The organism is Microbispora triticiradicis (genome assembly GCF_005864065.1).
GTDB lineage: Bacteria > Actinomycetota > Actinomycetes > Streptosporangiales > Streptosporangiaceae > Microbispora > Microbispora triticiradicis.
On sequence record NZ_VANP01000018.1, the window covers coordinates 87,833 to 114,599 of the forward strand.

The window sequence follows — 26,767 nt, forward strand, 5'->3', positions numbered from 1 at the left end:
CTCCCCTCGCGGGCGCGCGTCGGTGCGTGACCCGGCCGGTCTCACCGCGGACCCGATCTCAGGCCGCGACCACGTCGATGTCCACCCGCGTGCCGTTCGTCAGCACGTCGTAGACCGCCGACCTGGCCCGGGACTGCTCGACCAGCCCGCGCAGCACGTCGGCCGGCGCGTCACCGGAGATCCGGAAGGTGACCCGGATGCCCTGGTAGCCGTTGCGCACCCGCTCCGACAGGCCGAGTACGCCCAGGAGGTCGATGTCGCCCTCGACGGTCGAGCTCACCTCGTGCAGCGTCACGCCGCGGGCGGCGGCGATGTTCGCCACGCCCGCGGTGATGCACGAGGCGATGGCGTGCAGCAGGAACTCCACCGGGGTCGGGGCGTTGCCCCCGCCGACCAGGACCGCCGGGTGGTCGGCGTCGTAGGTGAAGTCGTCGGTCCGGGTGGTGTCCTCCTGGCCGGCGCCGTAGAAGCCGCGGATGACACTGCGGTTGTGGGTGCCGCTGATCCAGGTGTTGGTGGCCCGGAACCGGAACTTCGCCAGTTCCGGATCTCCCTTCACGGCGTTCAGCGTCGCGAAGAGCGTGGGGGTGTCGACGCCGTTGCGCGGCGCACGGGTCTGTGTGGTGCTCACGGTTTCCTCCTCCGCCGCACGGTCCCGGCCGCCCTGCGGGCCGCCGGGCGACGTCTACCGGTGACCGGCGACGGGAGGACAGTAGGAGGCCCGCCTTCCCGCGTCCTTCCGCGAGCCGGACCCGGACCTTCCCCGGCTCGATCTCCGGCTCGCGCCCGAGCCCGCCGTCGCCTGCCGAGGCGGCGGGGAGGTGCCGGAGGGGTGGCGGTTCTCGGCTGTCTTCCTGCGTACCGCCAGGTCAGCGGTGCATGGAGGCCGCCTGGGGTGGCGTAATCCGGCCGTTATCCATATATTCCTACCGGGAAGCTAGGCTTCTTTCCCATGGAGCTGGCGGATGCGAGGCGGCGGCGGGCGGACCGGGCCCGCCAGGTGGCCGACCTGCTGCGGTGCGAGATCGTGCGCGGTGGTTTCGACGGCGGCCACCTGCCCCTGGAGGCCGCTCTCGCCCGGGAGTTCGGGGCCTCGCGCAACACCGTCAGGGACGCCCTTGACCTGCTCAGGGACGAGGGCCTCATCGCGCGGTGCCCGGGAGTGGGCACCACGGTCGCGGCGGAGAAGTACCCGCACGGCCTGTACCGGCTGCTCGGCCTGGCCGAGACGCTCCGGGAGCACGGCGAGGTGACGAACGAGGTCCGCGCCATGGGCCTCATCCCGCCTCCCGCCGCGGTCCGGCAACGGCTCGACCTGCTCGAGGGCGAGCCCGTCGTCTACATCGAGCGGCTGCGCAGACTCGACGGGCTGCCGCTCTCGCTCGACCTGACCTATCTCGTACGAGAGCTCGGCGAGCCGCTCTTCGACGCCGACCTCGTGCACAACGACGTGTTCGTGCTCCTGGAGCGGATCGCCGGGCGGCCGCTCGGCGCGGCGGAGCTCACGATCGAGGCCGTCAACGCCGACGCCCACACCGCCGCCGTCCTCGACGCGCCGCGCGGAGCGGCGCTGCTGATGGTCGAGCGCCTCACCCACCTCTCCGACGGCCGCCCCGTGGACCTGGAGTTCGTCCGGTTCCGCGGCGACCGTCTCACCATGCGTGGCCATCTCTGGAGGAACACCGATGACCCTGGTCAATAGCCGCGTCGACGTGCCCGTGACGATCGACGAGTCGCTGTGCATCGAGGGCTGCACGCTGTGCGTGGACGTCTGCCCGCTCGACTCACTGGCCATCCACGAGGTCAGCGGCAAGGCGTACATGCACGTGGACGAGTGCTGGTACTGCGGCCCCTGCGCCGACCGGTGCCCCGCTGACGCCGTCACGGTGAACATCCCCTACCTGCTCCGATAGAAGGACATCCCCCCATGCGCACAATCTTCGCCACCGTGGCGCTGCTGGCCGCGGCCGCCGGCGCCCTCTCCGGGTGCTCCGTCTCCGCGGGCGCCGACGACGGCAAGGAGACCGTGGTCGTCGGATATCAGTCGAAGACCATCAACACGGTGACGGCCGGGACGCTGCTGCGCGGCCTCGGCTACTTCGAGAAGCGCCTCGGCGGCAGGTACCGGGTCGAGTGGCAGGACTACGACACCGGCGCCCCGATCACCGCCAAGATGGTGGCCGGGAAGATCGACATCGGGTCGATGGGCGACTACCCGCTCCTCATCAACGCCTCGCGCACCCAGGGCGTGTCCGCCGCCCGGACCCGGCTCGTGTCGGCGACCGGCTACAACCTGCGCGGCGGGCTCAACTCGGTGGTGGTCGCCCCGTCGTCGAAGGCGCGCACGCTGGCCGACCTGAAAGGTGGGAAGGTGTCGGCCAGCTCCGGGTCGGCGGGCCACGGCACGCTCGTCCAGGCGCTGGAGCGGGCCGGGCTCGACCCCGCCACCGACGTGGAGGTCGTGAACCAGCAGCCGCCGGTGGGCGCCTCCGCGCTGCAGTCGGGCAACGTGCAGGGATACGCCCAGTTCGTGGCGTGGCCGGGACTGCTCGTCTTCAAGAACCAGGCCCGGCTCGTGTACGACGGGTCGGCACTCGACGTGCCGACGTTCCACGGCGTCGTGGTGCGGGAGGCGTACGCGAAGGAGCGGCCCGACGTGCTCCAGGCGTTCCTGCGGGCGCAGATCGACGCCACGAAGTACCTTCACGAGCACCCCGTCGAGGCCGCCGAGGCGGTCGCGAAGGCGACCGGGCTCCCGGCCGAGGTCGTCTACCTCTACAACGGGCGCGACGGCATCGCCACCTTCGACGTCACGCTGAAGTCCCGGCTCCTCGCCGCGCTGGACCACGACCAGAAGTACCTGAAGTCCATCGGCACCGACTTCAAGGGCGTCGACGTGGCGAGGTTCGCCGACGACTCCTATGTCAGGAAGGCGTACGGCGCCTCCTACGACGCCGACGCCGCGGGCACCGTCAACGCGGCGCGCATCACCGGGACCGACGCCGCCTGCGGCACCCCGGCCGGCGACCCCGCGAAGGCGGGCGAGCTGTGGCTGGCCGGGGAGGACACGCTCCGTCCCGCGGCCACGCCGACCTGCCTGCTGCGGCAGATCGCCGCCGCCACGTCGGGCGGTGGGTCCGTACGGGCCGCGTACGTGCCCGACGCGGCCACGGGCACGCACTGGTTCGCGGACCGGTCCGTCTGGGTGCGCGATCCCGCCGCGGACGAGAACGAGAGGTTCAAGCCCTTCACCACCCGCGACGGCGCGGAGGCGTTCGTGAAGGAGCACCCCCGGGCGGCGGTCGTCGGCTACGACGAGGCGCTGAAGGCCGCGGCGGGAGGTGCGTCGCGGTGAGCACCCCGGCGCTGGACACGTCCCCGGCCTCGGAGTCCCCGGCCTCGAAGTCCTCTGGCTCACAGTCCTCTGACTCGGAGCCCTCGGCCTCGGGGTCCCCGGCCTCGCAGCCCCCTGGCTCGGAGCCCCCGGCTTCCGGTGCCGTCTCGGCGGTGCGGCCGGGACGGCGCGTACGCGGCCGGGCGACGGCGGCCGGGCTGCGCAGATGGGCGGTGCGGCTGGGATCCCTGGTGGTCGTCGTCGCGCTGTGGCAGTGGCTGACGACCGCCGACGTCCGCGCCGGGCTGCGGTTCGACCGCCTGCCCTCGCCCGTCGAGGTCGCGACGGAGTTCAGCCGGCAACTCGCCGGTGGGCTCTACTATCTCGACCTGGCCCAGAGCATGATCCGCATCCTCACCGGGTTCGCGCTGGCGTCGGTGGCCGGCATCGCCCTGGGCGTGCTGGTCGCGCGGTCCCGGTGGGCGGCCGACGTGCTGCTGCCGCCCGTCGAGGTCGTCCGGCCGATCCCGGCGATCGCCCTCGTCCCGATCGCGATCCTGGTGTTCCCCACCGACGAGCAGGGCATCGTGTTCATCACGTTCGCCGCGGCGTTCTTCCCGATCATGGTGAGTACCCGGCACGCCGTACGGGCGCTGCCCACGCTGTGGGAGGACGCGGTCCGCACCATGGGCGGCGGACGCGCGCACGTGCTGTGGCACGTCGTGCTCCCCGGCACGCTGCCGGGCGTCTTCGGCGGGTTGTCGGTCGGCATGGGCGTCGCCTGGATCTGCGTGATCTCCGCCGAGATGATCTCCGGCGAGTTCGGCGTCGGCTACCGGACGTGGCACGCGTACACGGTGGTCGACTACCCGGCGGTGCTCGTCGGCATGGCGTCGATCGGGGTGCTCGGGTGGCTCACCTCCGCCTCGATCGAACTGCTCGGCCGGCGCCTCACCCGATGGCTGCCCCGTGCCGAAGAGAGGGCCGAACAGAGGGCCGAACAGAGGGCCGAACAGAGGGCCGGAGAGAGGGCCGGAGAGAAGGCGGAGGAGAGGACCGGCGTGCGGGCCGGCGACCGGGAAACCCATGAGCGGGCGACCTTCGAGCAGGCGGCCTTCGAGCAGGCGGCCGGCGGGCGGGAAGCCGGCCAGGGCGTCGAGGAGGCCGCCCGATGAGTGCCACGGTCGCGCCCGCCCTGGAGACGGGGCTCGCCATCCGGCTGGAGGGCGTGTCCCTCGGCTACGGGCGGCACGCCGTACTGGAGGATCTTCACCTCGACGTGGCCCCCGGCGAGGTCCTGGTGATCGTCGGACCGTCCGGTTCGGGCAAGTCCACGATCCTGCGGGCCGTCGCCGGGCTGCTGACCCCGCGCGCCGGCCGGGTCCTGGCCCAGGGCGTGCCGGTCACCGGGCCGTCGCCCGACCGCGCGATGGTCTTCCAGGACGACGCGCTGCTGCCCTGGCGCACGGTCCGGCGCAACGTGGAACTGCCGCTGCGCATCCGCGGCGTGCCGAGACGGGACCGCGGACCGGCCGCCGAGAGCTGGATCGCCCGGGTCGGCCTCGCCGGCTGGGAGGACCGGCTGCCCCGGGAGCTGTCCGGCGGCATGCGGCAGCGCGTGCAGCTCGCCAGGTCCCTGGCCGCCGCGCCGCGCGCCGTGCTCATGGACGAGCCCTTCGGCGCGCTGGACGCGCAGACCCGGGGCGAGATGCAGCGCCTGCTGCTGGACGTGCTCCGCGACACGGCCGCCACGGTCGTCTTCGTCACCCACGACGTGGACGAGGCCCTGCTGCTCGCCGACCGGGTCGTCGTGCTCGGGCGCGGCGGCATCGGACGCGTCCTGCCCGTGCCCGGCCCGCGCACCCCTGAGACCGACCGTGCCGGGCTGCGCGCCCGGATCATCGAGGAGCTGTGATGGACATCCCTTCCCCGGCAGACCGCCTGCATCTGGAATGCCAGGTTCTGGTGGTGGGCGGCGGCACCGCGGGGACCATGGCCGCGATCACCGCCGCCGAGCGCGGCGCCGACGTGATCCTGCTGGAAAAGGCGCACGTACGGCACAGCGGCGCGCTGGCGATGGGCATGGACGGCGTGAACAACGCGGTCATCCCCGGCAAGGCCACCCCCGAGGACTACGTCGCAGAGATCACCAGGGCCAACGACGGGGTGGTCAACCAGCGCACCGTCCACCAGACGGCGACGCGCGGCTACGACATGGTGCGGCGGCTGGAGCGCTACGGCGTGAAGTTCGAGAAGAACGAGCACGGCGACTACGCGGTGCGCCGGGTCCACCGGTCGGGCAGCTACGTCCTGCCCATGCCGGAGGGCAAGGACGTCAAGAAGGTCCTCTACCGGGTGCTGCGCCGTCGCGACATCCGCGAGAAGGTGCGCATCGAGAACCGGGTGATGCCGGTCCGCGTGCTCACGAGCGAGGGCCGGGCCGTCGGCGTGGCCGGGTTCGACACCCGCTCCGGCCGGTTCGTCACGGTCTCCGCCGGAGCCGTGATCCTCGCGACCGGCGCGTGCGGGCGGCTCGGCCTGCCCGCCAGCGGCTACCTGTACGGCACGTACGAGAACCCGACCAACGCCGGGGACGGGTACGCGATGGCCTACCACGCGGGCGCCGAGCTCAGCGGCATCGAGTGCTTCCAGATCAACCCGCTGATCAAGGACTACAACGGCCCGGCCTGCGCCTACGTGGCCAATCCGTTCGGGGGCTACCAGGTCAACGCCGAGGGGGAGCGGTTCGTCGACTGCGACTACTGGTCGGGCCAGATGATGGCCGAGGTGGCCGGGGAGATCGCCTCGGCGCGCGGCCCGATCTACCTCAAGACCACCCACCTGCCGGACGAGACGCTCACCGCGCTGGAGAACATCCTGCACACCACAGAGCGGCCCACCAGGGGCACCTTCCACGCCGGGCGCGGGCACGACTACCGCACCCACGACGTGGAGATGCACATCTCCGAGATCGGCCTGTGCGGCGGGCACTCGGCCTCGGGCGTGTGGGTGGACGAGAACGGCGCGACCACCGTCCCCGGCCTGTACGCCGCGGGCGACCTGGCCTGCGTGCCGCACAACTACATGATCGGCGCGTTCGTCTTCGGGGACCTCGCCGGGGCCCACGCCGCCGAGCACCACCGTACGGCCGGCGGTCTGCCGGAGGACCAGATCACCGCCGCGCACGAACTGATCTACCGCCCGCTGCGCAATCCCGACGGCCCGCCGCAGCCGCAGGTCGAGTACAAACTGCGGAGGTTCGTCAACGACTACGTCGCCCCGCCGAAGACCGGCAGGAAGCTCGGCCTCGCGCTGGAGACGTTCGAGCGGATGCGCGACGAGATCGCGGCCATGGGCGCGCGGACCCCGCACGAGCTGATGCGGTGCGCGGAGGTGACGTTCATCAGGGACTGCGCCGAGATGGCCGCCCGGTCCTCGCTGGTCCGCACCGAGAGCAGGTGGGGTCTCTACCACGACCGCGCCGACCTGCCCGAGCGGAACGACGACGAGTGGCTCTTTCACCTCAACCTGCGCAGGAACGCCGCCGGGGCGATGGAGTTCGTCAAGCGCCCGGTCGAGCCGTACCTCGTGCCCGTCGAGGGCTTCACGCCCCGCCCGGCCGAGCCGGTCGTCGTCGGCGCGTACGGCGCGCCCCGTTCGGTGCGGCGCGGCGGGGGCGGCCGGCTCGCGGTGGAGGCGATCGGGCGCTCGCCGCGCATCCTCGAACTGCTGCGGCTCGCCGACGGCGAGCCCACACTCGACCAGATCACCCCCTACCTGGCGGAGGCCGACCCGAAGGTCCGCAGGGCGGCCGTCGCCACGCTGACCGAGACCACGCCCCCGGGCGTGGAGACCGCGCTGGCCCAGGCCCTCGCCGACCAGCACGGCACCGTACGGCGGGCCGCCGCCACCGGCCTGCGGGAACTCGTCGAGGTGCTGCCCGCGACCCCCGCCTTCGGCGCCTCCCTCCGCGCGGTGGCCGGTTACGGGGCGAGTCCCGGTGACGCGGGCCAGGCGGGAGTGAGTCACAGCGGGGTGGGGGAGACGGCGGGCGGGGCCGGCGCGGCGGCCGGGGACCCGATCGTCCGCGCGGCCGTCCTGGACGTCCTGCGGGCGTTGCGCCTCGGCGACGCCGGCGTGTTCGGTGCGGCGCTCACCGACTCCGACTCCCGGGTGCGGATCGAGGCGGTCAGGGGCCTGGTCTCGCTCGACGACGCCGGGCGGGTGGCGCTCGCCGCCGGGGACGAGGACCGCGAGGTGCGCGTCTGGGCGGCCAGAGGGCTCGGGACCATCGGCCTGCCCGGCGGCGCCCCGGCCGTCGTACGGCTCGCCGCCGACCCCGATCCGCTCGTCCGGGCGGCCGCGCTGGAGGCGTCCGCCGGGCTCGGCCCGGCTCTCTACCGCGAGCCCGGAGCCGGCTTCGACACCGGCTCCGATACCGTCTCCGGCTTCGGCGAGACGGCCGTACGGGCTCTGGCGGATCCGGCCTGGGAGGTGAGAGTGGGCGCGGCCCGCGGGCTGGCGGCCGCCGATCCCGGCATGGCCGCGGGACCGTTGGTGGCGGCGCTCGCCGACCCGCACCTCGACGTGCGCAAGGCCGCGGTCCTCTCGCTGTCCGCCTGGGCGGCGCGGCGGGACGTGGCCGCCGCCCTGCACGGCGCGCTCGGCGACTCCGACGCCGACGTCCGCGCGTACGCCCGCAGGGCGCTGGAGACCGCCGCCCCGGCCGGCGCGGCCGGGGTCCCGGCGGGAGTCTGATCCACCGCCGCCGGGGGGCGAGGCCGGACCCGGCCCGGAGGCGTCGGCTCCCGGCGGCGGTTCGGGAGCGCGCTTCAGGAGCCTGGCGGTTCCGGGAGGGCGGTTCGGGAGCGCGGCGGCTCGCTGTCAGGAGGGCGCGTGACCCCCGCCGGTGGCGGGCAGTCCCGCCGCCCGCCAGGCCACGAATCCGCCGACGACGTCGGTGGAGCGGGTCAGCCCGAGGTCGTGGAGCGACGCGGCGGCCAGGCTCGACGTGTAGCCCTCGGAACAGATCACGATGACCTCCACGTCGTATCCGGTCGCCTCCGGCAGCCGGGCGTCCTGGGCGGGGTCGAAGCGCCACTCCAGGACGTTGCGTTCGACGATCAGCGCGCCGGGCACCTCGCCCTCCGCCGCCCGCTGGGCCGCGGGCCGGATGTCGACGAGCAGGGCGCCCTCGCGGACCCTGCCGTACGCCTCCTGGGGGGTGAGCCTCCGCAGGCGGCGCCGGCTGTCGGCGAGGACCTCGTCGATGCTCCGGGCGCCCGGCGGGCGGACCGGCGTCGCCGCGCCCGTCACCACTGCTCCGCACCTTCCTCGGCGACCTTGGTCAGCCGGCCGTCGGTGAGGTCGTAGCGGCTCATGGTGGACAGCGGAGGCGAGTAGACGTGCACGCTGACCGCAGGAGCGGTCGAGACGTTGCGCACCTCGTGCACGTAGTCGGGTCCGAACTCGCGCGCGTCACCGGCGTGGAGATCCCGTTCGACGGTCACGTCGTGTTCGCGCAGGGTGCCGAGGGCGACGGCGAAGGCCCCCCGCGAGCCGCCGTGGTCGTGGAACCCGGTCGACTGACCGGGCAGCCAGCTGATCAGCCAGATCTCGTGGTCGTCGTCGCTGTGCAGCCGCTCGTACCAGCGGCCGTCGGTGCTGAGCCGCACGCGCTGGATCCATTCGTCGGGGGAGGTGGCCAGCGCGTGGGCGATGTCGGCCAGCCGGGTGCGGGTGAGGGTGGGTGCGTTCGCGGTCATTCCATGCTCCTGGTCGTGCGGTTCCGATACCTCTGCTCACGCGGGTGCGGACGCCGTACAGAGAGCACTCGCCTGCCTGCGGAGATCTACGGGCAGGTTCGACCAGTGGAGAGGCTCCAGGTGCATGGGCCAAGGATGCGGGAGAAATACCTACTAAGTCAACCTGGAAAGCGGGGTATAGGGGTGCGGCGGCTCCCGGCGGGCGGGGAGGCATAGGGGAGCGGGAAAGGGGCAGGTGGGCCCAGGTTGCCGAAGTGAGGCCCCGGAACGAACCCCCGAAGCGAGTCACAGCTTCCCGAAGCGAAAGGTGACGGCGTTGACCACTACCGAAGACCGCGATGTCATCGACCTGCTGCTGGCGCAGCACGAGCAGATCAAGGGCCTGTTCGCCGGGATCGTCGTGGCGGACGGAGATCGCAAGAGCGACCTGTTCAACGACCTCGTGCGGCTGCTGGCCGTACACGAGAGCGCGGAGGAGCAGGTCGTGCACCCCGCCGCGCGCTCGTCGGCGGGCGACGAGGTCGTCGAGGCCCGTCTGCACGAGGAGAGCGAGGCCAAGCACGCCCTCTCCGACCTGTACGACCTCGGCGTGGAGCATCCCGAGTTCGACGCCAGGCTCGCCATGCTGGAGAAGGCGGTCGTCGAGCACGCCACCCACGAGGAGCAGGAAGAGTTCCCCCGCCTGCGCCAGGAGCTCTCCGCGGAGCGGCTGCGCCGGATGGCCGGCGCCGTACGGGCGGCCGAGGCGATCGCGCCCACCCGGCCGCACCCGGGCGCCGGGGAGTCCGCGACCGTGAACATGCTGGCCGGCCCGCCGGTGGCGGTGTTCGACAAGATCCGCGACGCGGTGCGCGACTGGCGGCAGTCGAACAAGGACTGACGGAGACGACGTAGGCGAGCACCTCCCGGCGCGGGTCTGCGCCGGGATGGGTGCGCCCGGCGCCGCCCGCCCCACGGGCCCGCCGAGTCTCCCGTGCGCGCGAGCATCAGGCCGGGAGTCGAGGTGACGGGCTGCCTGCAGCGGGCGGTGCCCGCTTCTCGCCGGGAGCCTCGCACAAGGCGGTGGGGACGACTCTCTCGGAGAGACGTACGCGTGTGCGGGCACCGGTGCGCGCGACGACGCGTCATCCGTCCGGCAGCAGCGAGGCGAGGAAGTCCTGCGTCTTGGGGTCCACCGAGTAGACGGCGGTGCCGACCATGCCGCGGGTGAGCAGCACCTTGTAGGTGTTGCGGATCAGCCGGTCGGCCTGTTGGTCGGTGACGGTCTTCTTCAGCAACGCCGGGTCCCTGCTGGCCGCGCGTACGGTGACCAGGCGCCCGTCACGGTAGACGAGGTCGGGCCCGAAGACGACCCCGTTCCAGTCGTACTCGAAGCCCTGGGCGGTGTACACGCAGCCGACCTGCTCGAAACCGCCGGGCAGGGTGGCCCACAGCGCGCTGGGAGGAGCGTCCCCGACGGCGCGGTCGCCCTTGACGTTCCAGGGTTTGGCCCAGTCGTCGACCTGCACGTCGGAGACCAGGCGGTCGCCGTCCGGATCGCTCCACCGCCAGCAGTAACCGGCCGTGATCCGCGCGGAGTAGCCGGCGTTCAGCCTGCCGCGCAGCAGTCCCTCCAGCTCGTACGGCGACTCGGCGAGGGTGACCTCGAAGTCGGCGTCGCCGGTCCACGCGCCGGGATCCTCGCCGTTGAGGCCGAGCAGCCGCAGCACCCACTCCTCGTACGCGCGGCTGCCGCCACAGCGGAACTGGGCGTCCAGATCCACCTGGTGGACGGCCAGGCCGAGGGACCGCGCATGCGCCCTGATGTCGGCGACGGTTCCGGTCTCGCCCGGCCGTACCACCTGATGTTCGTCCAGGAGGAAGACGGGAACGCGGGCCGCGGCCATGAGTTCGTCGAGCTGGGGCCGCCCCGTCCGCTCGGTGGCCCTGGTGAAGCGGTTGGCGGAGGTTTCGCGGACCCGGTGGGCTTCGTCGCAGATCAGCACGTCGAGGTCGTTCGGCCTGGCGGCCGTGAAGTTGTTGAAGTATTTGAACATCGCCTTCGTCCGTGTGGAGCCCCTGGCCACGTGGCGGCGCATGGTCTCGGTGAAGGACCGCGACCCGGTGGCGTGCTGTGCCGGGTAGCCGCGCTCGGCCAGCTCGCTGAGCAGTGACAGGGCGATGACGCTCTTGCCGGAGCCGGGGCCGCCGGTGACGATCACGACCTGCTTGGAGTCGGCCGCCCTCGCCTTCTCCACCGCGTGCAGCACGAGCCCGTACGCCAGGCGCTGCCGGTCCAGCAGGACGAACTGGTCGCGATCCTTGATCTCGGCCGCGGCCACCTTCAGCAACTGCTTGGACGGCCGGACCGCGGACGACAGCAGCCTGTCCGCGGCGGGGGCGCCCGGCTCGGGTGCGAACTGGGCGCGGAGGTAGTCGATGAACCGGCCTCGGCGGCTCTGGCTGAACAGCCGGGTCCACTCGTCCTCCACCCGATCGTAGAGGTCGTGGATGTCCAGGTCGTTTGCGTTGTGCAGGTAGGCGACACCGCGCACCGCGTGACGGCGGTGTTCCAGGGCGCCGACGAAGTCGGCGAGGTAGTCGCAGTAGCCGCGCACCTGCAGGACCGGATGAAGCTTGAGCTGGTCGCCCATTCCGGGGACGATGACGAGGTCGGCGTCGTCCTCGTACAGTTCGGCCTGGCTCCACTGCTTGAGCTCCACGATGACGTACGCGTCGTCGCCGCTGTGCCGGTCCACGCCGGCCAGGATCACGTCGGCCCGCTTGCTGGTCAGCGGTAATCGGTACTCCAGGAGCATCTCGACGCCGCCGAGCCCGGCCTCGACCAGATCGCGGGCGAGGACGGGCAGGCTTCGATCCCAGGACCTCCGCTCGCTCCTGCCGGGGCTGATGCCTTGGGTGTGGTGAAGCTGTTCGGCGATCACCTCGCTGAGCACCCTTTCCGGTACCGACGCGAGTTGGAGCAGGCCTTCCGCGGAATGCCGGACAACCGCCACGGACGTACCCCCAGGCAGCACGAAGAATTCGTGCGGTATGGGGGCGTGTCCGCTCTCACGTGAGTAACGGAAGCCCGTCGGGCCGCATCACCAGGACGTCCAGAAGATTACAACGATCCACCGGCACGCAACCCGGCGAGGACGGACGCGAACGCGAGGTCCGGCACCCGGGTACATGTCGTGGTCGTCGGACGGCCATCGCCTGGACGCGGTCCGGTCGCTTCGTGAGGGTTGCGACGAGGGTGAGCGGGCCCACCGCGGCCGGTGCGGCGTTCAAGGCATCCGGCCCGCCGCTCTTCGGTCGGATTCCGCTTCATCCGAGCCGGCGGCGGACCAGGCCGCTACTTGCCGTGCGGGTCGGACGCGTTGAGCCTCGCCACGACCTGGTCGTAGTCGCCGCGCGCCTCGCCGTACCGCAGGAACTTCACCCGCTCGACCTGGATCTCCTTCGCGTCGGGCTGCGTCTCGAACAGCTCGATGACCTCCGCCACGAACTCGTCGAGCGGCATCGCCGCCTCGCTGTCCTCCTGGCCCGGCAGCAGCGAGGTACGGACGGACGGCGGTTCGAGTTCGACGACCTTCACGCTCGTGTCGGCGAGCTGCAGCCGGATCGACTCGCTGAGCATGTGGACGGCGGCCTTCGACGCGTTGTAACTCGGGGTGACCTTGAGCGGCGCGAACGCCAGGCCCGAGGAGACGGTCACGATGGTGGCCTCCGGCTGCGCCCGCAGGTGCTCGACGAACGCGGCGATCAGGCGGATCGTGCCGAGCAGGTTGGTCGTGATGACCGACTCGGCGGAGGCGAGGAACGACTCGGGCCGGTGCCAGTCCTCGACGCGCATGATCCCGGCCATCGTGACGAGCACGTTGAGATCCGGATACCTCGCCAGCACGTCCTTCGCGGCGGCCTCGATGCTCCCGGCGTCGGCGGTGTCGATCTGTACGGTGCCGATGCCGGGATGCTCGGCGGCGATGCGCTCCAGCAGGTCGGCCCGCCGTCCGCCGACGATGACCGTGTTCCCCCTGTCGTGCAGCGCGACGGCGAGTGCGAGTCCGATCCCGCTGGTGGAGCCGGGGATGAATATGGTGTTTCCCGAGATGTTCATGCTCACATTCTCGACGCCGGGCCGTGGCGGGTGCAGAGAGCGCTTATCGGGGGATCGGCGATCCCTGGCAGGCGGTCACCGGCTCGCGGACGCCGGGCGGATACTGGGCGCATGGACCGCGCCGGACTCGCCGACTTCCTCCGCCGCCGCCGTGAGGCCCTGCGTCCGGAGGACGTGGGGCTCGCCGCCGGCGCCCGCCGCCGTACGCCCGGGCTGCGGCGTGAGGAGGTCGCGGCGCTCGCCGCGATGTCCAACGACTACTACACACGGCTTGAGCAGCAGCGCGGACCGCAGCCCAGCGAGCAGATGCTCGCCTCGCTCGCCCGGGCGCTGCGGCTGACGGGCGACGAGCGCGACTACCTCTTCCGGATCGCGGGGCACAATGCCCCGGCGAGGGCCTCTGCCGCGACGCACGTCGTCCCCGCGCTGCTGCGGGTGCTCGACCGCCTCAGCGACACGCCGGCGCTCATCCTGTCCAACCTGGGCGAGACGCTGGTGCAGAACCGGATGGCCGACGCGCTGTTCGGCGACAGGTCCGGCTACACGGGCCTCGCCCGCAGCGAGGTCTACCGGTGGTTCACCGATCCCTCGGAGCGGCTGCGTTATCCCGAGGACGACCGTGACCGGCACAGCCGGGCCCAGGTGGCGAACCTGCGCGTCGCGTACGGGACGATGGGGGAGCAGTCCCGGGCAGGTGAGCTGGTACGGGCCCTGCGCAAGGCGAGCGCCGAGTTCGCCGAGCTGTGGGACCGGCACGAGGTCGCCAAGCGCTTCGAGGACCACAAAACGCTCATCCATCCCGAGCTCGGCCCGATAGAGCTGGACTGCCAGGTGCTGTTCACCGAGGACCAGTCCCAGGCGCTGCTCGTGCTCACCGCCCCTCCCCGCACCGAGGGCTACGAGAAGCTGCGGCTGCTCGCCGTACTGGGACAGGAGCGCTTCACCGAGCCGTCGCCGTACGAACTGCCTTAGGTCGCCCGCTCCATCGTCTGGGGCGCCTGATCTTGTCCTGCGCATCCTGCAGAAGGCCGGGTAGTTGGCGGCCTTCGCTGGGTGCGGTTCCTGCTTTACCCGGCCACATCGAGCGGGCGAGTCATCGGGGCCGGCTCGTTTTCGTGATGTGCGGTCGCTGCCGGGATCGGTCCCTCGGCCACTTCGAGCAGCCGCAGTGCGGAGACGGCTGCGTCCGGCTCGGCATGACCGTCATAGCCAAAGGCCCGTCAGTTCCAGCGCATGCTCGGGCGAGGTGGCATGCCGTACGCCTGGGACGGGATCGCCGTGCTGGTCCAGGAGTCGCCACCCTCCGAGCTGGACAACGGGGGCCCGGCCGTGCCGCATTGCGAGGGCGAGCTCCGAGAGGGTGCCCCAGGAACCGCCGATCACGATCACAGCATCCCCCGAGTTGACAATGATGTTGTTGCGTGCCTCGCCGGCCCCGGTGGGGATCACGATGCTCAGGTCGGGGTTGGCGTGCTCGCGGTCAGGACGGGACAGGATGCCGACGACGGTCCCGCCGGCGGAGCGCGCTCCCGCCGCCACCGCGGCCATCACTCCCGTGTAGCCGCCGCAGATCACCACCGCATCGCGCTCGGCCAGAAGCCGGCCAATCTCCTGTGCGTTGCGCGCGTCCTTGACCGTACAGTCGCGGGGCCCGCACACCGCTACTTGAATCGCCACTCCGCGAGCATGTCATTCGATCCGAGCCAGTGGCCAGGGACTACCGCCCGGCGGGACGTCGACCACCGTTATCCGGTCACCTGAGCCGCGCGCCTGCTGGAAGCCCCTGTCACCGCAGGAGGGCTACGCGCGTCGGCCCTGAGGGCCGGGCGCACACCCAGGGGTCGCGGAAGCCACCACGCAATCTGGATAAGCGACCGACTTAATCGATGGGATGACGAGAGGCGAGGTTTTAGGTCAAGATTGCTTTGTCCGTATGTCGGCCAGTGGAGGTAGGGGCGTGCGCGTTTCACGGATAGCGGTGGCGGCTTTCCTGGTCACCGGAGTAGTTTCGGGCTGCAGCACCGGTCCGACCCTGCAGGAGGCCAGCACAGAGCTCCAGAAAGACATGCAACGCCTGGAGACTGACAGCCTTCTGAAGAAGCCGTACAGTAAACTACGGATCGTGGAGCGCCCCGACAAGGATCTACCCTGCGATAAGGATAAGTTCCAGCGGGTTCTTCGAGCGACTGCCGAATATGAACGCGAAGATTCGGATGCGGACAGTCACCTGGACCAGGCGGAACGGGTGATGGAAACCACTCTATCTACTTATCTCCATTACACGCTGACTTATGATTTATCACAATTGGACTGGAAAGATGCCCGACTCATAGACGGTAGGAAGGAAGTTCCTGGCATCACTGTCAAGGTGATAGTGGTGCCGGAGTCGCCAACCTGGCGTTTGGTCGCAAGGACTGATTGCTTGCCGAGGTCCTAGCCGTCACTTCCAAGTGGTGATCAGTTCTTTGGCAAGCTCGCTCGTCTGCGCACGTGAGGACCGCTCGACTTGCTTGTCGAGGGCTTCGTTGCTGTCCATCCAGCGTTCGTAGGGGGTCAGCTTGGCCCGGAGGACATCCTCCCAGTTCTTGCCTGCGCGAGTTGCTTCTGTCCTGGCCTCGGCCATTACCTCATCAAATGTTTTCAGGTGGCCGGTTTTTGCAGTGACCAGCTCGGCCGGCGGCTTGCTCGCGGGGAAGCCAGCCGCATGCAGTAGGTAAGCCATATCATATTTCTGACGTAGGGTGAAGTTCGCCCGGGCTTCGTTCAGAGCCTGAACGCGTGTTTCGAAACTGGCAGCCCAGCTGTCCAGCCATCTGCTTACAGCGTAGGTCTTGGCCAAGGTCCATGCAGTCTTCCCGAATGGGACAGGAATTTCGTCGATACCCAATGCCATGGTGTTCTTCACCACATCCCGGATCAGACCGTCAGTCGCGTCCTTCTCGCCACGCACCTCGAGCGCCGCCTTGAACTCGAGGCCGCCGAGGTCCCCGAACATCTGCGATGCGCGCTCAAGATGACCGCCCGTTCCGTTGGCTTCGAGCCGAGCTGCGTTTGTGAGGGTGTCGTAGCGATAAGCGGCCGCGGTATCGTCGAAGTCGTCGGTGAGTCGCTCCTCGCCAGTGAATGTTTGGAGGAAGCGGTAGGTGTCCCAAGGGCTGAGATAGAACGCGGGCGTGACCCCGGCGATGTGAAGCCACTTGTCGGGTTGAGTCATGCCAGACGCCCGATAAGCGGCTTTGTCGAAGCGGGCGCCGGAGGCGAGTTCGTGGATGTACGACTTGGCGATAGAGGTCATAGAGTCCCGAGTGGGGTTCGGGAGGTCCTTGCCGAAGGAACCGGCAGCGAGCATCGCGTCCAGGGTGAAGGCGGCGGCCTCCGCCGAGTGCTTGCCCGGCTTCTCTGTCGCGGCCTCGCTACCCGCCTCCATGGCCCGGCCGAAGGCGTCCGCGACGTCGTCGCCATTGCCGGTCGACTTGGCATAGGTCAGGATCTGCTTCATCTTCTCGACCTGGGTGAGCTTGACTCCATCGCCACCCATCTGGGCGAAGGCGGCCCGTGCGGCCTTGCCGTCACCGGCGAGAAGCCCCAGCGCGAGGGCGACAGTGTCGGGGGAGTAGCCGTAGGCGTCGGTCTCGCTCACGCCGGCGCCGCGCCAGTCCTGGCGGGGGTTTTTCGTGAAGTCGTCGAGCGCGAGGGAGCGTGCCGCGGCGACCCGCACGTCCGTCGGCGCTTCAGCCCCGGCGAGCAGCGTGAGCCGGTTCCAGGCGACCACCCGGTTCGCGGGCTTGCTCAGCAGTTCTGCCTTCACCTTTTCGAACGCCGGGATGCGGCCGGGGGCGCGCAGGGCGGCGCCCAGGGCGGCGCTAAAGGCGGCGAGATCCTCCTTCGCGGTCGGGCTGCCGGTGTTCATCAGGAGGTCGGGCAGCGCGTCGCGCACTTCAGCGGGCAACGTGGCGAAGAACGCCGCCGCCGCGGCGGGGTCCTTGGCCAGTGCGGTGATCTCCTTGATGTGCTGATGGACGAGGTCACCCTTCGTCTCGACGGTGAAGTCGGGGTTCGCAAGGAGGCCGATGCCGTACATGAGGCCCAGGCCGTGGCCGGTCGCGAAGCTGTCCAGTGCGTCCGGCAGGCGGGCGAAGGTGTGGTCGCCCGTTCCGTTCAGCGCCTTGATCAGTTCGGCCCGCTCCGAGAGCTTGGGCACCTGGCCTCTGCCCCAGTCGGCGATGGCGGTGACCTGCGTGAGGGGAGTGGTGCTCACCCCGTTCGCCCGGAACAGCCCCTCGAAGTCGGCGGAGAAGGCGGTGAGCCGGTCGGCGGCCCGGCGCAGGTCGGCCGCCATCGCGTTCATCGCCGCCGGATCGATGCCGCAGAAGTCGCCGCTGGGAGATGTCATCGCGTCCTTCCTGGCGGGGCGGTCACAGCGTTCAGGGGCGCCCGGTCAGCCGGTGCCGGATGAGCTCGGCCTGGGAGCGGGTCACCATCGCCGGATGCCGGTGCAGTTCGTCCTCGATCGCGTGGGTCATCTGCCGTACGAGCTGAGCCAGGCGGTGATGCCGATCCGCCACCTCGTTCGTCCATTTCGCGGCGGTCGGTCCTGTCCAGACGTTGGCTGACTGCATCGCGGCATAAATGCCGTGATATGCCTGCCCGACCTCGTGGGCGCGGCTCTGCACTTCCCTGAGGAGCTCCACCAATTGCGCGTGGCGAGGGTTGGGCACCATCTCTTCCGCCACGCCGTCCCCCGTTCCGCCTGCCCCTCGCCCCCGCTTCGCATTCGATGTCAAAGGTAGACATCGTCCTATAGCCTCGGCAACCGCACTCTCCGGACATCCAACCGGCGATTCATTTCGGATCGCCCGATATGTTCGCCGGAGTGGAGAAGATAAGTTCATCCCTCACGAACTTATCTCCGTCTCAGCAACGTCGCCAGGGAAACAAGCATCGAATTGGAGTGACAGCCGCCGGCACACGTGCGTCGGCGACGATCGCTTCAGCGGCCACCGGCCGAGAGCCGGTCAGCAGCCGGGGTACTTGCCGGACGCCGCGCGGCCTCCACTGGACTGGCCGCTGAACTGGTCCGCGAAGTCGTCGGCGAGCTCGGTGATGACCTCCCGGCCTTCGAGCCGGGACAGCCACCGCTCGGGAAGGGCCGCCTCGCCGTGCCGGGCGCCGAGCAGGTTGCCGCAGACGGAGCCGGTGGAGTCGCTGTCGCCGGAGTGGTTGACCGCGAGCAGCAGCCCTCGCTCCACGTCGTCGTCGCTCACCAGAGCGCAGTAGACGCCGATGGCGAGCGCCTCCTCGGCCACCCAGGCGCCGCCGAGCGACTCCACCGTCTCGGGTGACGGCTTCGCCGCGCCCGCCAGGGCGACCGCGGCCTGGAGGGCGGTGGTGGTCTCCTCGTGCGCGGGCTTGTCCCGCAGGATTTCGAGGGTGTGGTGTACGGCCTCCATCGGCGGCCTGCCCTCGACCAGGAAGAAGACGATCGCCGCGAAGGCCCCCGCCGCCAGGTAGCCGGTCGGGTGCCCGTGCGTGATCTGGGCGCATCTGGCCGCGAGATCGAAGGCCGCGTACGGGTCGCGGGCGGCCAGCCCGAACGGCGCCGAGCGCATCACCGTGCCACAGCCCTTCGACCGGGGATTGACCGGCCCGGGTTCGCCGGGAGCGGCGGCCGGACCGGGCGCGACGCGCAGTCCGGACAGACAGGCGTTTCCGGGCGCGCGACGGGAGTACAGCCAGGCCTGCTCGCGAAGCCGGCCGGTGCGGACGAGACCGTCCGCCGGCGGCGGGGAGCGGTGCTCCTGGGTGTCGAGCCAGCGCAGGTAGGCGTTGCGGACGACGTCGGTCTCGCTGCCGATGCCTCTCTCGCGTACGCGGACGTCGGCGCGGATCAGCCCTTCGGCGGTGAACAACGTCATCTGGGTGTCGTCGGTGATCAGCCCGACCTTGCCTCGCCAGTCGGGGGTGAAGTCGACCAGGCCCGCGCTGCCGTGGTCGCGCTGGATGACCGCCAGAGGGTCGAACTCGACGGGCGCGCCGAGGGCGTCGCCGATCGCCCCGCCGAGCAGGCAGCCGCGAACCCTCGCCCGGAACGACATTCCACCTGTCTCGGCATCACTCACAACGAGAATCCCCTTTCGCCCGTCTGGGCTTCTATTGGGTCTTGCCGGGCATTCCACCACAACGGTCCCGCGCACTCATCTTGAGGGTGGAGCGTCGGAGGCGGTTTCAGGTTGTATGACCGAAATCAGCTCTTTTCTCCGGCTGGTGGTGCCGCGAGACTGAGGAGTCATGAGCTTCGACATCGGACGCGTCCGTGCCCTCTATCCCGCCCTGTCCGACGGCTCCGCCTGGCTCGACGCGGCGGCGGGCACCCAGGTGCCCCAGCCTGTGATCGACGCCATCGTGGCGGCCTACTCGGCCGGCATCGGCAACACGCACGGGGCGTTCGCGGCCAGCTCGCGATCCGACGCCATCGTCGCCGAGGCCCGGCGGGCCGTCGCCGATCTCGTCGGCGGCGATCCCGGCGGCGTCGTCCTCGGCCCGAACATGACCACCCTCACCTACCGGTTCGCGTACGCCCTGTCCAAGGAGTGGGGCCCGGGGGACGAGATCGTGCTGTCCCGGCTGGACCACGACGCGAACGTCCGGCCCTGGGCGCAGGCGGCCGAGCGTGCCGGCGCCCGGGTCCGCTGGGCGTCGATCGAGGTGCCGAGCGGTGAACTGCCCGCGGACCAGTACGGCGAGCTCGTCGGCGAACGGACGAGGCTGGTGGCGGTGACCGCGGCGAGCAACATCCTGGGGACCATCCCCGAAGTGCGGAGGATCGCCGACCTGGCGCACGCCGCCGGGGCCCTGACGTACGTGGACGGCGTGCACGCCACCCCGCACACGCCGGTCGACATGGTCGCGCTGGGCGCCGACTTCTACGCGACCAGCGCGTACAAGTGGTCGGGCCCGCACGTCGGGGCCGTCGTGGCGCGTCCGGACCTGCTGGAGCGCCTGCGGCCCGACAAGCTCGCCTCCGCTCCGGACGACGTGCCCGACCGGTTCGAGACGGGGACGGCGCCCTTCGCCGACCTCGCCGGGGTCGCCGCCGCGGTCGACCACCTCGCCGGCCTGGACCCGGAGGCCACCGGCACCCGCCGGCAGCGGCTGCGCGTCTCCATGGCGGCGGTCGAGGCCCATGAGCAGGCCGGGCTGGCCCATCTGCTGGAGGGGTTGTCGTCCCTGCCCGGGGTGACGCTGATCGGGTCACCCCGGCGCCGCACCGCCACGGTCTACTTCACGGTGGACGGACACACGCCCCGTGAGGTCGCCGAGCATCTGGCCGCCCACCGCGTCAACGTGTGGGACGGGCACTGCTACGCCTGGGAGCCGGCCCTGGCCCTCGGCATCCGCGACCGGGGCTCCGCCGTACGCGCCGGCCTCGTCCACTACAACGACCGCTCGGACGTGGACCGGCTGCTGGAGGCGCTGACAAGCCTGCCGGGCGGGCGGAAATAGTACGGAAAACGGCCGGAGGCCGCGGCACGGCTGGTGAGCCGTGCCGCGGCCTCCGGGTGGTGACGGTGACCGGTGGCCGGGGCGGGATCAGCCGCCGATGGCCACGGCGAAGATGTGCATGGTCGCGACGTTGGTCGCCGCCCGTGCGCTGATGTTGGGCAGGTCGACGCGGGAGATCTCCTTGTTCTGCAGCGGCACGCCGACGTAGTAGATGGTCGCGGCGGTGTTCTGCCGCTGGTTGTTCGGCCGGTTCTGGTAGGGGGCCACGACGGCCGCGTCGCCCTCGGGCCTCGGCGCGCCGTACCAGTCGGGCGAGCTGAGGGTGAAGGTCTGCCTCGTGCCGTCCTTGTAGACGATGGTGGCCGGTCCGGACACCGCGCCGTAGGTCCCGGTCAGCAGGAAGCCGAGCGTCTTGCCGGTGCCGGTGATCTTGAGGGACTGTCCCGAGGCGATGGCGTTGTCAGGGGTGCCCACCGGGACGTTGGGCCACTTGAAGTTCACCCCGTTCTTGGTGACGGTGGCCCCGGGGGTGACCCCGACCGACGCCAGCGCCTGGGCGGAGATGCTGGCTCCTCCGGTGCCGTCGAAGCCCCCGGGAGCGGTGTTGTTGTCGTCGGTGATGCCGACGTTGCTGAACAGCTCCTCCAGCGGCTTCTCGCCGCCGCTCCACACCCGCACCGTGGCCTGCGTGGACGCGGTCCAGTCCTCGCCCGCCTGGGTGCCGCTCACCACCGCGGTGAGGACCGCGGTGCCGCTCGCCGCGCCGGCGGCGGGGGTGACGGTGAACTGCACGGTGGCCTTCGCGTACGGCGCCAGGGGCCCCACCTCGGCCTGTGCGGGGGTGACGGTCCACCCCTCCGGCGCCTGGAGCGTCACGGTCGCATTGGGCGCGATCGGCATGTCGACCGCCTTGACGGTGACCTTGACCTTCCCTCCCTGTCCCGGGCTCACCTCGACGGGCGCGGTCATCGTGATCTTCTGCAGGGCGACCGCCTGGTACGTGTGGCGGGCCTGCGCGTTGATCTCGATGGCGTCGGGCTCGACCCTCTTGTACTGGGCCGTGCCGCCGCCGGTGGTGTCGAGGAGCTTGAAGCGGCCCGCGAAGATGTCGCCGCGCAGCTTGACGACGCCCTCGCGGTCCGGCCTGACGCGGTAGTCGTCGGCCTGGCCCTCGCTCCACTCCACGCTGACGGTGTGGCCGCCGCGGCCCCGCAGACCCTTGACCCGTCCGTTCGTCCAGGCGGGCGGCAGCGCGGGCAGCAGGTGCAGCTCGCCGGCGTGGCTCTGCAGCAGCATCTCGGCGATGCCGGACGTGGCGCCGAAGTTGCCGTCGATCTGGAACGGCGGGTGCAGGTCGAACATGTTCGGCGCGAGCCGGGCCGGCGTCACGAGGAGGCGGACCAGGTCGTGCGCCCGCTTGCCCTCCTCCAGCCGCGCCCAGTAGTTGATCTTCCACGCCAGGGACCAGCCGGTGCCGTCGTCGCCGCGCAGTTCGAGCGTCCGCCGCGCCGCGGTGTAGAGCTCCGGAGTGCCGCGCTTGGTGATCTGGTGGCTGGGGTGCAGGCCGTACAGGTGCGAGACGTGCCGGTGGTTCCGCTCGGTCTCGATCCAGTCGTACAGCCACTCCTGGATGTTGCCGCGCGAGCCGATCTTCATCGGAGGGAGCCGGTCCTTGGCGGCCAGGACCTGCTCCCGGAAGCTCGCGTCCACGCCGAGTACCTCGCTGGCCTCGGCGCAGCCGGTGAACAGGTCACGCAGGATCTGGTTGTCCATCGTCGGGCCCGCGGCGACGCTGACGTTCGGGTGGTGCGGCAGTTCGGGCGAGTTCGACGGGTTCGTGACCAGATACCCGAGCTTCGGCTCCTCCACGAGGGTGTCAAGGAAGAACTGCGCCGAGCCCTTCATCGCCGGATAGTTCTTCCGCAGGAACTCGACGTCGCCGGTGAACAGGTAGTGGTCCCAGATCATGGTGGACAGCCACGCGCCGCCGGTCTGCCACATGCCCCAGAGCGCGCCGTCGACGACCGAGGTCGCCCGCCACGCGTCGGTGTTGTGGTGGGTGACCCAGCCGCCGGCTCCGTACTGCACCTCGGCGGTGCGGGCGCCGGTCTCGGTGAGGTCCTTGATCATGGAGAACACCGGCTCGTAGCACTCCGACAGGTTCGTCGTGTCGGCGGGCCAGTAGTTCATCGGCAGGTTGGCGTTGATGGTGTACTTCGAGTCCCACTGCGGGCTCAGGGAGTCGTTCCAGATGCCCTGCAGGTTTGCCGGTTGCGTTCCGGGCCGCGAGCAGCTGATCAGCAGGTAGCGGCCGAACTGGAACAGCAGCGCGGAGAACTGCGGGTCGTCGACGGCCCCGTGCTGGGCGATCCGGACGTCGGTCGGCTGGTCGGCCGCGTCGGTGCGGTCCAGTTCGAGCGTCGTCCGCTTGAACAGGCCCTGGTAGTCGGCGACGTGCCGGCTGCGCAGCTGGTCGTACGGTGTCTGCTGGGCGGCCTCGAGGTGCTGCCGAGCGATGCCCTGGTAGTCGCCGCTGACGTCCTTGTAGCTCACGTAGCTGGTGCCGATGGAGATCAGCAGCGTCACGCTGTCCGCGGCGGCGACTTGGAGCGTTCCGCCGGTGCTGGTGACCGCGCCGCCCTCGGCGACGACCTTGGCCAGGGCCAGGAACTTGACCTGGCCGGGGATGCCCTCGAAGGTGCCCGAGACACCGTCGAGCGCCACCGTGGTGCTGTCCGGGCTGGTGCGGGTCGTCGTGCGCTGGGGGGTGTCGAAGGTCGCGCTGAACGTGATCGAGCCCGGCTTGTCCGCGGTCAGGCGGATGACGATGACCTGGTCGGGCGCGCTGGCGAAGACCTCGCGCTTGTACCGCACGCCGTTCAGCAGGTAGTTGACGGACGTGACGGCGGTGGTGAGGTCGAGCTGGCGGTTGTACTCGGTGAACCCGCTGGTGCTGGGGAAGGTCAGCCTGATGTTGCCGACCGTCTGGTAGGCGAGCTGGCCCGCGGGCTTGCCCAGCATGTTCTGGTCGATCAGGGTCTGGGCCTGGCTCCACTGGTCCGCGAAGACCAGGCGCTGGATCTCCGGCAGCGCCGCCGCGCCCTTGGGGTTGCTCTGGTCGTACGGTCCGCCGCCCCAGACGGTGTCCTCGTTGAGCTGGAGCCGCTCGACGTCGACGTTGCCGAACACCATGGCGCCGAGGCGCCCGTTGCCGATCGGAAGGGCGCGGAGCCAGTCCGTGCCGGCGCCCCGGTCGTACCACAGGGCCATGTCGTTGGCGGCGCGTACCTCCGGGGGTGCCAACGATCCGGCGCGGGCGACCGCTGTCCACTGCATCGGCAACATCAGAGCTCCTGCTCCGACCGTGCCGATCTTCATCAATTGCCTTCGCGTCAGGTCTGGCATCGGTTCTCCAAACGCGCTCCGGCCTTGCCGACGGCCCGGCGCACGCCGATACGCCTGATCCCGGCGGTGGCGGGGGCAGACGGGCTCGGCGGGACCGGCACTGTGACGAGGCGGTGTAGGGGGTGAGCGCAAAGCTACAAAGATTTGATGTATGGGTCAATGGTTGTTATCAAAACGCCCGAAAACCCGCCATCTTGCCCCCTTGGCACTCGAGAACATCTGACCTTTGGCCTTAATCCTGTCCGGAACGCGTTGACTTGGGCCGATCTTGCGGGTGGACTGGACGGACGCCCCGGCGTCCGCGTCGTCGTGACTGTGGCATCACGCACGGTGATTGCAGCGCCTGTCGCGATCACGAGCCCCGGCGTCCGGAAGGTCCGGCGTTCGGGGAGGGGCTCAGGGATGCTCAGGGGATGCGGCGGCCTCGGGCGTCGGGCACGCCCGACTTGCGGAGGAAGTAGGCGTTGACCTGGTCGCGCCACTCCTCGGCGCAGCGGAGCTGCTCCGCGAACAACTCGCGTACGCGGGCGTGCGGGGCGTCGGGCACCAGCCCGGCGAGCTCCGCCCAGCGCAGCCGCGCCCGCTCCACCTCCTCGACGCCGGCGAAATGCGTGTCGTAGATGTGCTGGATGACGGTGGTCCCGTCGTGCAGCACGTGCCCGTACGGGACGTGGTGGAAGAACAGCAGCAGTTCGTCGGGGCACCGCGCGAGCGACTCGTAGACCTCCGACCACGGCGGCGGATACTGGCCCGTGAACCCCGTGCCGGTGGCGCGGGTGCGGTCGACGCCCACGCCGTCGCGGTCGGCGAAGTGGTAGGTGCCCCACGGCGTGTACTCGTACCCGTCCACGTCCGGGCCGTAGTGGTGGCCGGGGCGGACCATGAACCCCACGCCTAGCGGCACGGTGTACCGCTCGTACGTGCCGCACGAGTCGTCCATGATCTCGTGCAGGGCCTCCCGCAGCCGCCCGTCGTCCCCGCCGGTCGCGTCGTTCCCGCCCGCCGCCGCCGGGAACGTGAGGCCGATCCACTCGTCGAGGATCGCGGCCGGGTCGGAGGACGGCGCCCAGGCGAGCCGGCCGAAGGCGTACAGGTTGGCCTGGGCGAGCGGGTGGCCGGTCCAGTAGGGGTCGTCGCCGACGTTGGAGACCCCGACCAGCCCTCCACCGGCCGCCCCGTCGGCGACGTCACCGGCCACCACGTGGGCCACTCCGGGCCCGGCGGGTCCCCACGGGCGGAAGCCGAGCACCTCGCTCCACATCGGCGCGAGGTAGCAGACGTGCCGCTGCTGGCCGGTGTACTCCTGCGTCACCTGAAGCTCCACCGCGACCCGGGTGCGGGGCATCGCCGCGATCACCGGCGAGACCGGCTCGCGCACCTGGAAGTCGATCGGGCCGTGCTTCACCTGGAGGATCACGTTGTCGCGGAAGCGCCCGTCGAGCGGGGTGAAGTGGTCGTACGCCGCCCGGGCCCGGTCGGTCGACCTGTCGCGCCAGTCCTGCCGGTGGTTGTAGACGAAGGCGCGCCAGTGGACGACCCCGCCGAACGGCGCCAGCGCCTCGGCGAGCAGGTTCGCGCCGTCGGCATGGTCACGTCCGTACGCGTGGGGCCCCGGCTGCCCCTCGGAGTCGGCCTTGACCACGTAGCCGCCGAAGTCGGGGATCGCCTCGTACACCCGCGCGGTGACGGCGGCCCACCACGCCCGCACGTCCTCGTCGAGCGGGTCGGCGGTCGCCGTCCCGCCGAGGGCGACCGGCGCGGCGAAGTTCACCGACAGGTGTACCCGTACGCCGTAGGGGCGCAGCCGGTCCGCGATCGCGGCGACGTCGCGGAGACGATCGGTGAGCAGGAGGGTCTCCGTGGCGTGCACGTTCACGTTGTTCACCGTGACCGCGTTCACCCCGCAGGCGGCCAGCAGCCGCCCGTAGGCGCGGACCCGCGTCAGGTCGTCGCGCAACGCGCCGTCGCGCCAGAAGATCGACCCGCCCGCGTAGCCGCGCTCGACCTGGCCCATCACCGGGTGCACGTCCACGTTGTCCCAGTGGTCGAGCATGCGCAGCCGGGCCGCGGGCCGGTGGTGCTCGGCCGGCCGCGCGGCGCCGAACGCCTCCTCGCCGAGCCGCACCAGATGGAACAGGCCGTAGAGCAGGCCGGTCGCCGAATCGGCGAGCACCACCGTGACGCCTTCGTGCCGGGCGACGACGTAGCCCTCGTCCCCGATGCGCTCGTCCCCGCCGGCCGTGCCGATCACCGGGCCGATGTCCGGGCCGACCGCCGGGCCGTCACCCGGCGCGGGCCCTCGCCGGAACCCGGCCAGGGCCGTCTCGGTGACGGCGGGCAGGGGCCCGGCCGTGGTGAGCGCGAGCACGAGGTCGTACGGCCCGCCCTCGTCCGCGCCGTCGCCCGCGCCGTCGTCCGCGCCGGCCTCCGGGGCCTCGTCCGGGCCGGCCGCCCGCCGCCGGACGCTGCCGCCGTACCGGGCGCAGGCCGACGCCACCTCCTCGTGCACGGTTCCGGCGAGCGGTCCGCCGCCGCACAGGAGCGTACGGCGCGAGCCGATCGGCCGGAACGCCTCGTCCGGCAGCCACGCCGGGTGGACGCCGCGCGAACCGGGGGTGCCGGGCGGGCCGGAAGAGGTCAAGGGACTTCCCTTCGGAC

General features: G+C 71.0%; 21 protein-coding genes. 10 read left to right on the forward strand and 11 right to left on the reverse strand.

Features of this window, described 5'->3' with window-relative positions:
• Nucleotides 1-58: 58 nt before the first annotated feature.
• Nucleotides 59-631, reverse strand: coding sequence for an OsmC family protein (locus FED44_RS31700; RefSeq protein ID WP_138462975.1), 573 nt, complete (start codon nt 629-631; stop codon nt 59-61).
• A gap of 321 nt (nt 632-952) precedes the next feature.
• On the opposite strand from FED44_RS31700, the gene FED44_RS31705 reads away from it, so the two are divergent.
• The 6 genes from FED44_RS31705 (at nt 953) to FED44_RS31730 (ending at nt 8,092) form a co-directional block, all read left to right on the forward strand.
• On the forward strand, nt 953-1,702 hold the full coding sequence (locus tag FED44_RS31705; protein ID WP_138462976.1) for a GntR family transcriptional regulator: 750 nt from the start codon (nt 953-955) through the stop codon (nt 1,700-1,702).
• On the forward strand, nt 1,686-1,913 hold the full coding sequence (locus tag FED44_RS31710; protein ID WP_079312946.1) for an indolepyruvate ferredoxin oxidoreductase subunit alpha: 228 nt from the start codon (nt 1,686-1,688) through the stop codon (nt 1,911-1,913). The genes FED44_RS31705 and FED44_RS31710 overlap by 17 nt, the downstream gene beginning before the upstream one ends.
• Before the next feature lie 14 nt (nt 1,914-1,927).
• On the forward strand, nt 1,928-3,355 hold the full coding sequence (locus FED44_RS31715) for an ABC transporter substrate-binding protein (protein ID WP_138462977.1): 1,428 nt from the start codon (nt 1,928-1,930) through the stop codon (nt 3,353-3,355).
• A 152-nt stretch (nt 3,356-3,507) separates the two neighbouring features.
• The gene (locus tag FED44_RS31720; protein WP_208759280.1) at nt 3,508-4,509 is read left to right on the forward strand and encodes an ABC transporter permease; all 1,002 of its coding nucleotides are present in this window, start codon (nt 3,508-3,510) and stop codon (nt 4,507-4,509) included.
• Nucleotides 4,506-5,249: an ABC transporter ATP-binding protein gene (locus FED44_RS31725; protein WP_138462978.1), complete on the forward strand. Its 744-nt coding sequence runs from the start codon at nt 4,506-4,508 to the stop codon at nt 5,247-5,249. Before FED44_RS31720 ends, FED44_RS31725 begins: the two co-directional genes overlap by 4 nt.
• Nucleotides 5,249-8,092 carry a fumarate reductase/succinate dehydrogenase flavoprotein subunit gene (locus tag FED44_RS31730; protein ID WP_138462979.1) on the forward strand — a complete coding sequence of 948 codons (2,844 nt, stop codon included), beginning with the start codon at nt 5,249-5,251 and terminating at the stop codon, nt 8,090-8,092. The genes FED44_RS31725 and FED44_RS31730 overlap by 1 nt, the downstream gene beginning before the upstream one ends.
• Nucleotides 8,093-8,218: 126 nt before the next feature.
• Here FED44_RS31730 and FED44_RS31735 read toward each other — a convergent pair whose 3' ends face one another.
• Together FED44_RS31735 and FED44_RS31740 are read right to left on the reverse strand one after the other, a co-directional pair.
• Nucleotides 8,219-8,653 carry a rhodanese-like domain-containing protein gene (locus FED44_RS31735; protein WP_138462980.1) on the reverse strand — a complete coding sequence of 145 codons (435 nt, stop codon included), beginning with the start codon at nt 8,651-8,653 and terminating at the stop codon, nt 8,219-8,221.
• The gene (locus tag FED44_RS31740; RefSeq protein WP_138462981.1) at nt 8,647-9,099 is read right to left on the reverse strand and encodes a cysteine dioxygenase; all 453 of its coding nucleotides are present in this window, start codon (nt 9,097-9,099) and stop codon (nt 8,647-8,649) included. Before FED44_RS31740 ends, FED44_RS31735 begins: the two co-directional genes overlap by 7 nt.
• A gap of 316 nt (nt 9,100-9,415) precedes the next feature.
• On the opposite strand from FED44_RS31740, the gene FED44_RS31745 reads away from it, so the two are divergent.
• The gene (locus FED44_RS31745; protein WP_117409950.1) at nt 9,416-9,979 is read left to right on the forward strand and encodes a hemerythrin domain-containing protein; all 564 of its coding nucleotides are present in this window, start codon (nt 9,416-9,418) and stop codon (nt 9,977-9,979) included.
• 244 nt (nt 9,980-10,223) lie between these two features.
• Here the strand turns inward: FED44_RS31745 and FED44_RS31750 are convergent, their stop codons facing one another.
• Nucleotides 10,224-12,035 (reverse strand): DUF2075 domain-containing protein, encoded by a 1,812-nt coding sequence (locus FED44_RS31750; protein WP_244302440.1) that lies wholly within the window; start codon nt 12,033-12,035, stop codon nt 10,224-10,226.
• Nucleotides 12,036-12,436: 401 nt separating this feature from the next.
• Nucleotides 12,437-13,201 carry an SDR family oxidoreductase gene (locus tag FED44_RS31755; RefSeq protein ID WP_138462983.1) on the reverse strand — a complete coding sequence of 255 codons (765 nt, stop codon included), beginning with the start codon at nt 13,199-13,201 and terminating at the stop codon, nt 12,437-12,439.
• Between the two features lie 111 nt (nt 13,202-13,312).
• On the opposite strand from FED44_RS31755, the gene FED44_RS31760 reads away from it, so the two are divergent.
• Nucleotides 13,313-14,173 (forward strand): helix-turn-helix transcriptional regulator, encoded by an 861-nt coding sequence (locus FED44_RS31760; protein ID WP_138462984.1) that lies wholly within the window; start codon nt 13,313-13,315, stop codon nt 14,171-14,173.
• Nucleotides 14,174-14,404: 231 nt separating this feature from the next.
• On the opposite strand, the gene FED44_RS31765 is transcribed toward FED44_RS31760, so the two are convergent.
• The gene (locus FED44_RS31765; RefSeq protein WP_138462985.1) at nt 14,405-14,878 is read right to left on the reverse strand and encodes a TIGR00725 family protein; all 474 of its coding nucleotides are present in this window, start codon (nt 14,876-14,878) and stop codon (nt 14,405-14,407) included.
• Nucleotides 14,879-15,158: 280 nt separating this feature from the next.
• Here FED44_RS31765 and FED44_RS31770 point away from each other — a divergent pair, with 280 nt between their 5' ends.
• A complete protein-coding gene (locus FED44_RS31770) occupies nt 15,159-15,638 on the forward strand; it encodes a hypothetical protein (protein ID WP_138462986.1) in 480 nt (159 codons plus the stop codon).
• A gap of 3 nt (nt 15,639-15,641) precedes the next feature.
• Here the strand turns inward: FED44_RS31770 and FED44_RS31775 are convergent, their stop codons facing one another.
• From FED44_RS31775 to FED44_RS31785, 3 genes are all read right to left on the reverse strand, one after another.
• Nucleotides 15,642-17,594 (reverse strand): hypothetical protein, encoded by a 1,953-nt coding sequence (locus FED44_RS31775; RefSeq protein ID WP_138462987.1) that lies wholly within the window; start codon nt 17,592-17,594, stop codon nt 15,642-15,644.
• 31 nt (nt 17,595-17,625) lie between these two features.
• Entirely contained in the window at nt 17,626-17,934 is a 309-nt protein-coding gene (locus tag FED44_RS31780) for a hypothetical protein (RefSeq protein ID WP_117409956.1), read from the reverse strand.
• Between the two features lie 282 nt (nt 17,935-18,216).
• Nucleotides 18,217-19,320: an ADP-ribosylglycohydrolase family protein gene (locus FED44_RS31785; RefSeq protein ID WP_244302441.1), complete on the reverse strand. Its 1,104-nt coding sequence runs from the start codon at nt 19,318-19,320 to the stop codon at nt 18,217-18,219.
• A gap of 169 nt (nt 19,321-19,489) precedes the next feature.
• Here FED44_RS31785 and FED44_RS31790 point away from each other — a divergent pair, with 169 nt between their 5' ends.
• A complete protein-coding gene (locus FED44_RS31790; RefSeq protein WP_117409958.1) occupies nt 19,490-20,704 on the forward strand; it encodes a cysteine desulfurase-like protein in 1,215 nt (404 codons plus the stop codon).
• Between the two features lie 87 nt (nt 20,705-20,791).
• Here FED44_RS31790 and FED44_RS31800 read toward each other — a convergent pair whose 3' ends face one another.
• Complete coding sequence (locus tag FED44_RS31800) at nt 20,792-24,049, reverse strand: glycosyl hydrolase family 95 catalytic domain-containing protein (RefSeq protein WP_244302443.1); 3,258 nt, start codon at nt 24,047-24,049, stop codon at nt 20,792-20,794.
• A 466-nt stretch (nt 24,050-24,515) separates the two neighbouring features.
• Entirely contained in the window at nt 24,516-26,750 is a 2,235-nt protein-coding gene (locus FED44_RS31805; protein ID WP_138462988.1) for an alpha-glucuronidase, read from the reverse strand.
• Nucleotides 26,751-26,767: the final 17 nt, after the last annotated feature.

What these genes read in the sequence shown, in the direction of transcription:
- FED44_RS31775 (WP_138462987.1), bottom strand. Translation starts at nt 17,594, where the DNA reads ATGACATCTCCCAGCGGCGACTTCTGCGGCATCGATCCGGCGGCGATG.
- FED44_RS31740 (WP_138462981.1), bottom strand. Translation starts at nt 9,099, where the DNA reads ATGACCGCGAACGCACCCACCCTCACCCGCACCCGGCTGGCCGACATC.
- FED44_RS31715 (WP_138462977.1), top strand. Translation starts at nt 1,928, where the DNA reads ATGCGCACAATCTTCGCCACCGTGGCGCTGCTGGCCGCGGCCGCCGGC.
- FED44_RS31725 (WP_138462978.1), top strand. Translation starts at nt 4,506, where the DNA reads ATGAGTGCCACGGTCGCGCCCGCCCTGGAGACGGGGCTCGCCATCCGG.
- FED44_RS31760 (WP_138462984.1), top strand. Translation starts at nt 13,313, where the DNA reads ATGGACCGCGCCGGACTCGCCGACTTCCTCCGCCGCCGCCGTGAGGCC.
- FED44_RS31800 (WP_244302443.1), bottom strand. Translation starts at nt 24,049, where the DNA reads ATGTTGCCGATGCAGTGGACAGCGGTCGCCCGCGCCGGATCGTTGGCA.
- FED44_RS31705 (WP_138462976.1), top strand. Translation starts at nt 953, where the DNA reads ATGGAGCTGGCGGATGCGAGGCGGCGGCGGGCGGACCGGGCCCGCCAG.
- FED44_RS31730 (WP_138462979.1), top strand. Translation starts at nt 5,249, where the DNA reads ATGGACATCCCTTCCCCGGCAGACCGCCTGCATCTGGAATGCCAGGTT.
- FED44_RS31755 (WP_138462983.1), bottom strand. Translation starts at nt 13,201, where the DNA reads ATGAACATCTCGGGAAACACCATATTCATCCCCGGCTCCACCAGCGGG.
- FED44_RS31790 (WP_117409958.1), top strand. Translation starts at nt 19,490, where the DNA reads ATGAGCTTCGACATCGGACGCGTCCGTGCCCTCTATCCCGCCCTGTCC.
- FED44_RS31710 (WP_079312946.1), top strand. Translation starts at nt 1,686, where the DNA reads ATGACCCTGGTCAATAGCCGCGTCGACGTGCCCGTGACGATCGACGAG.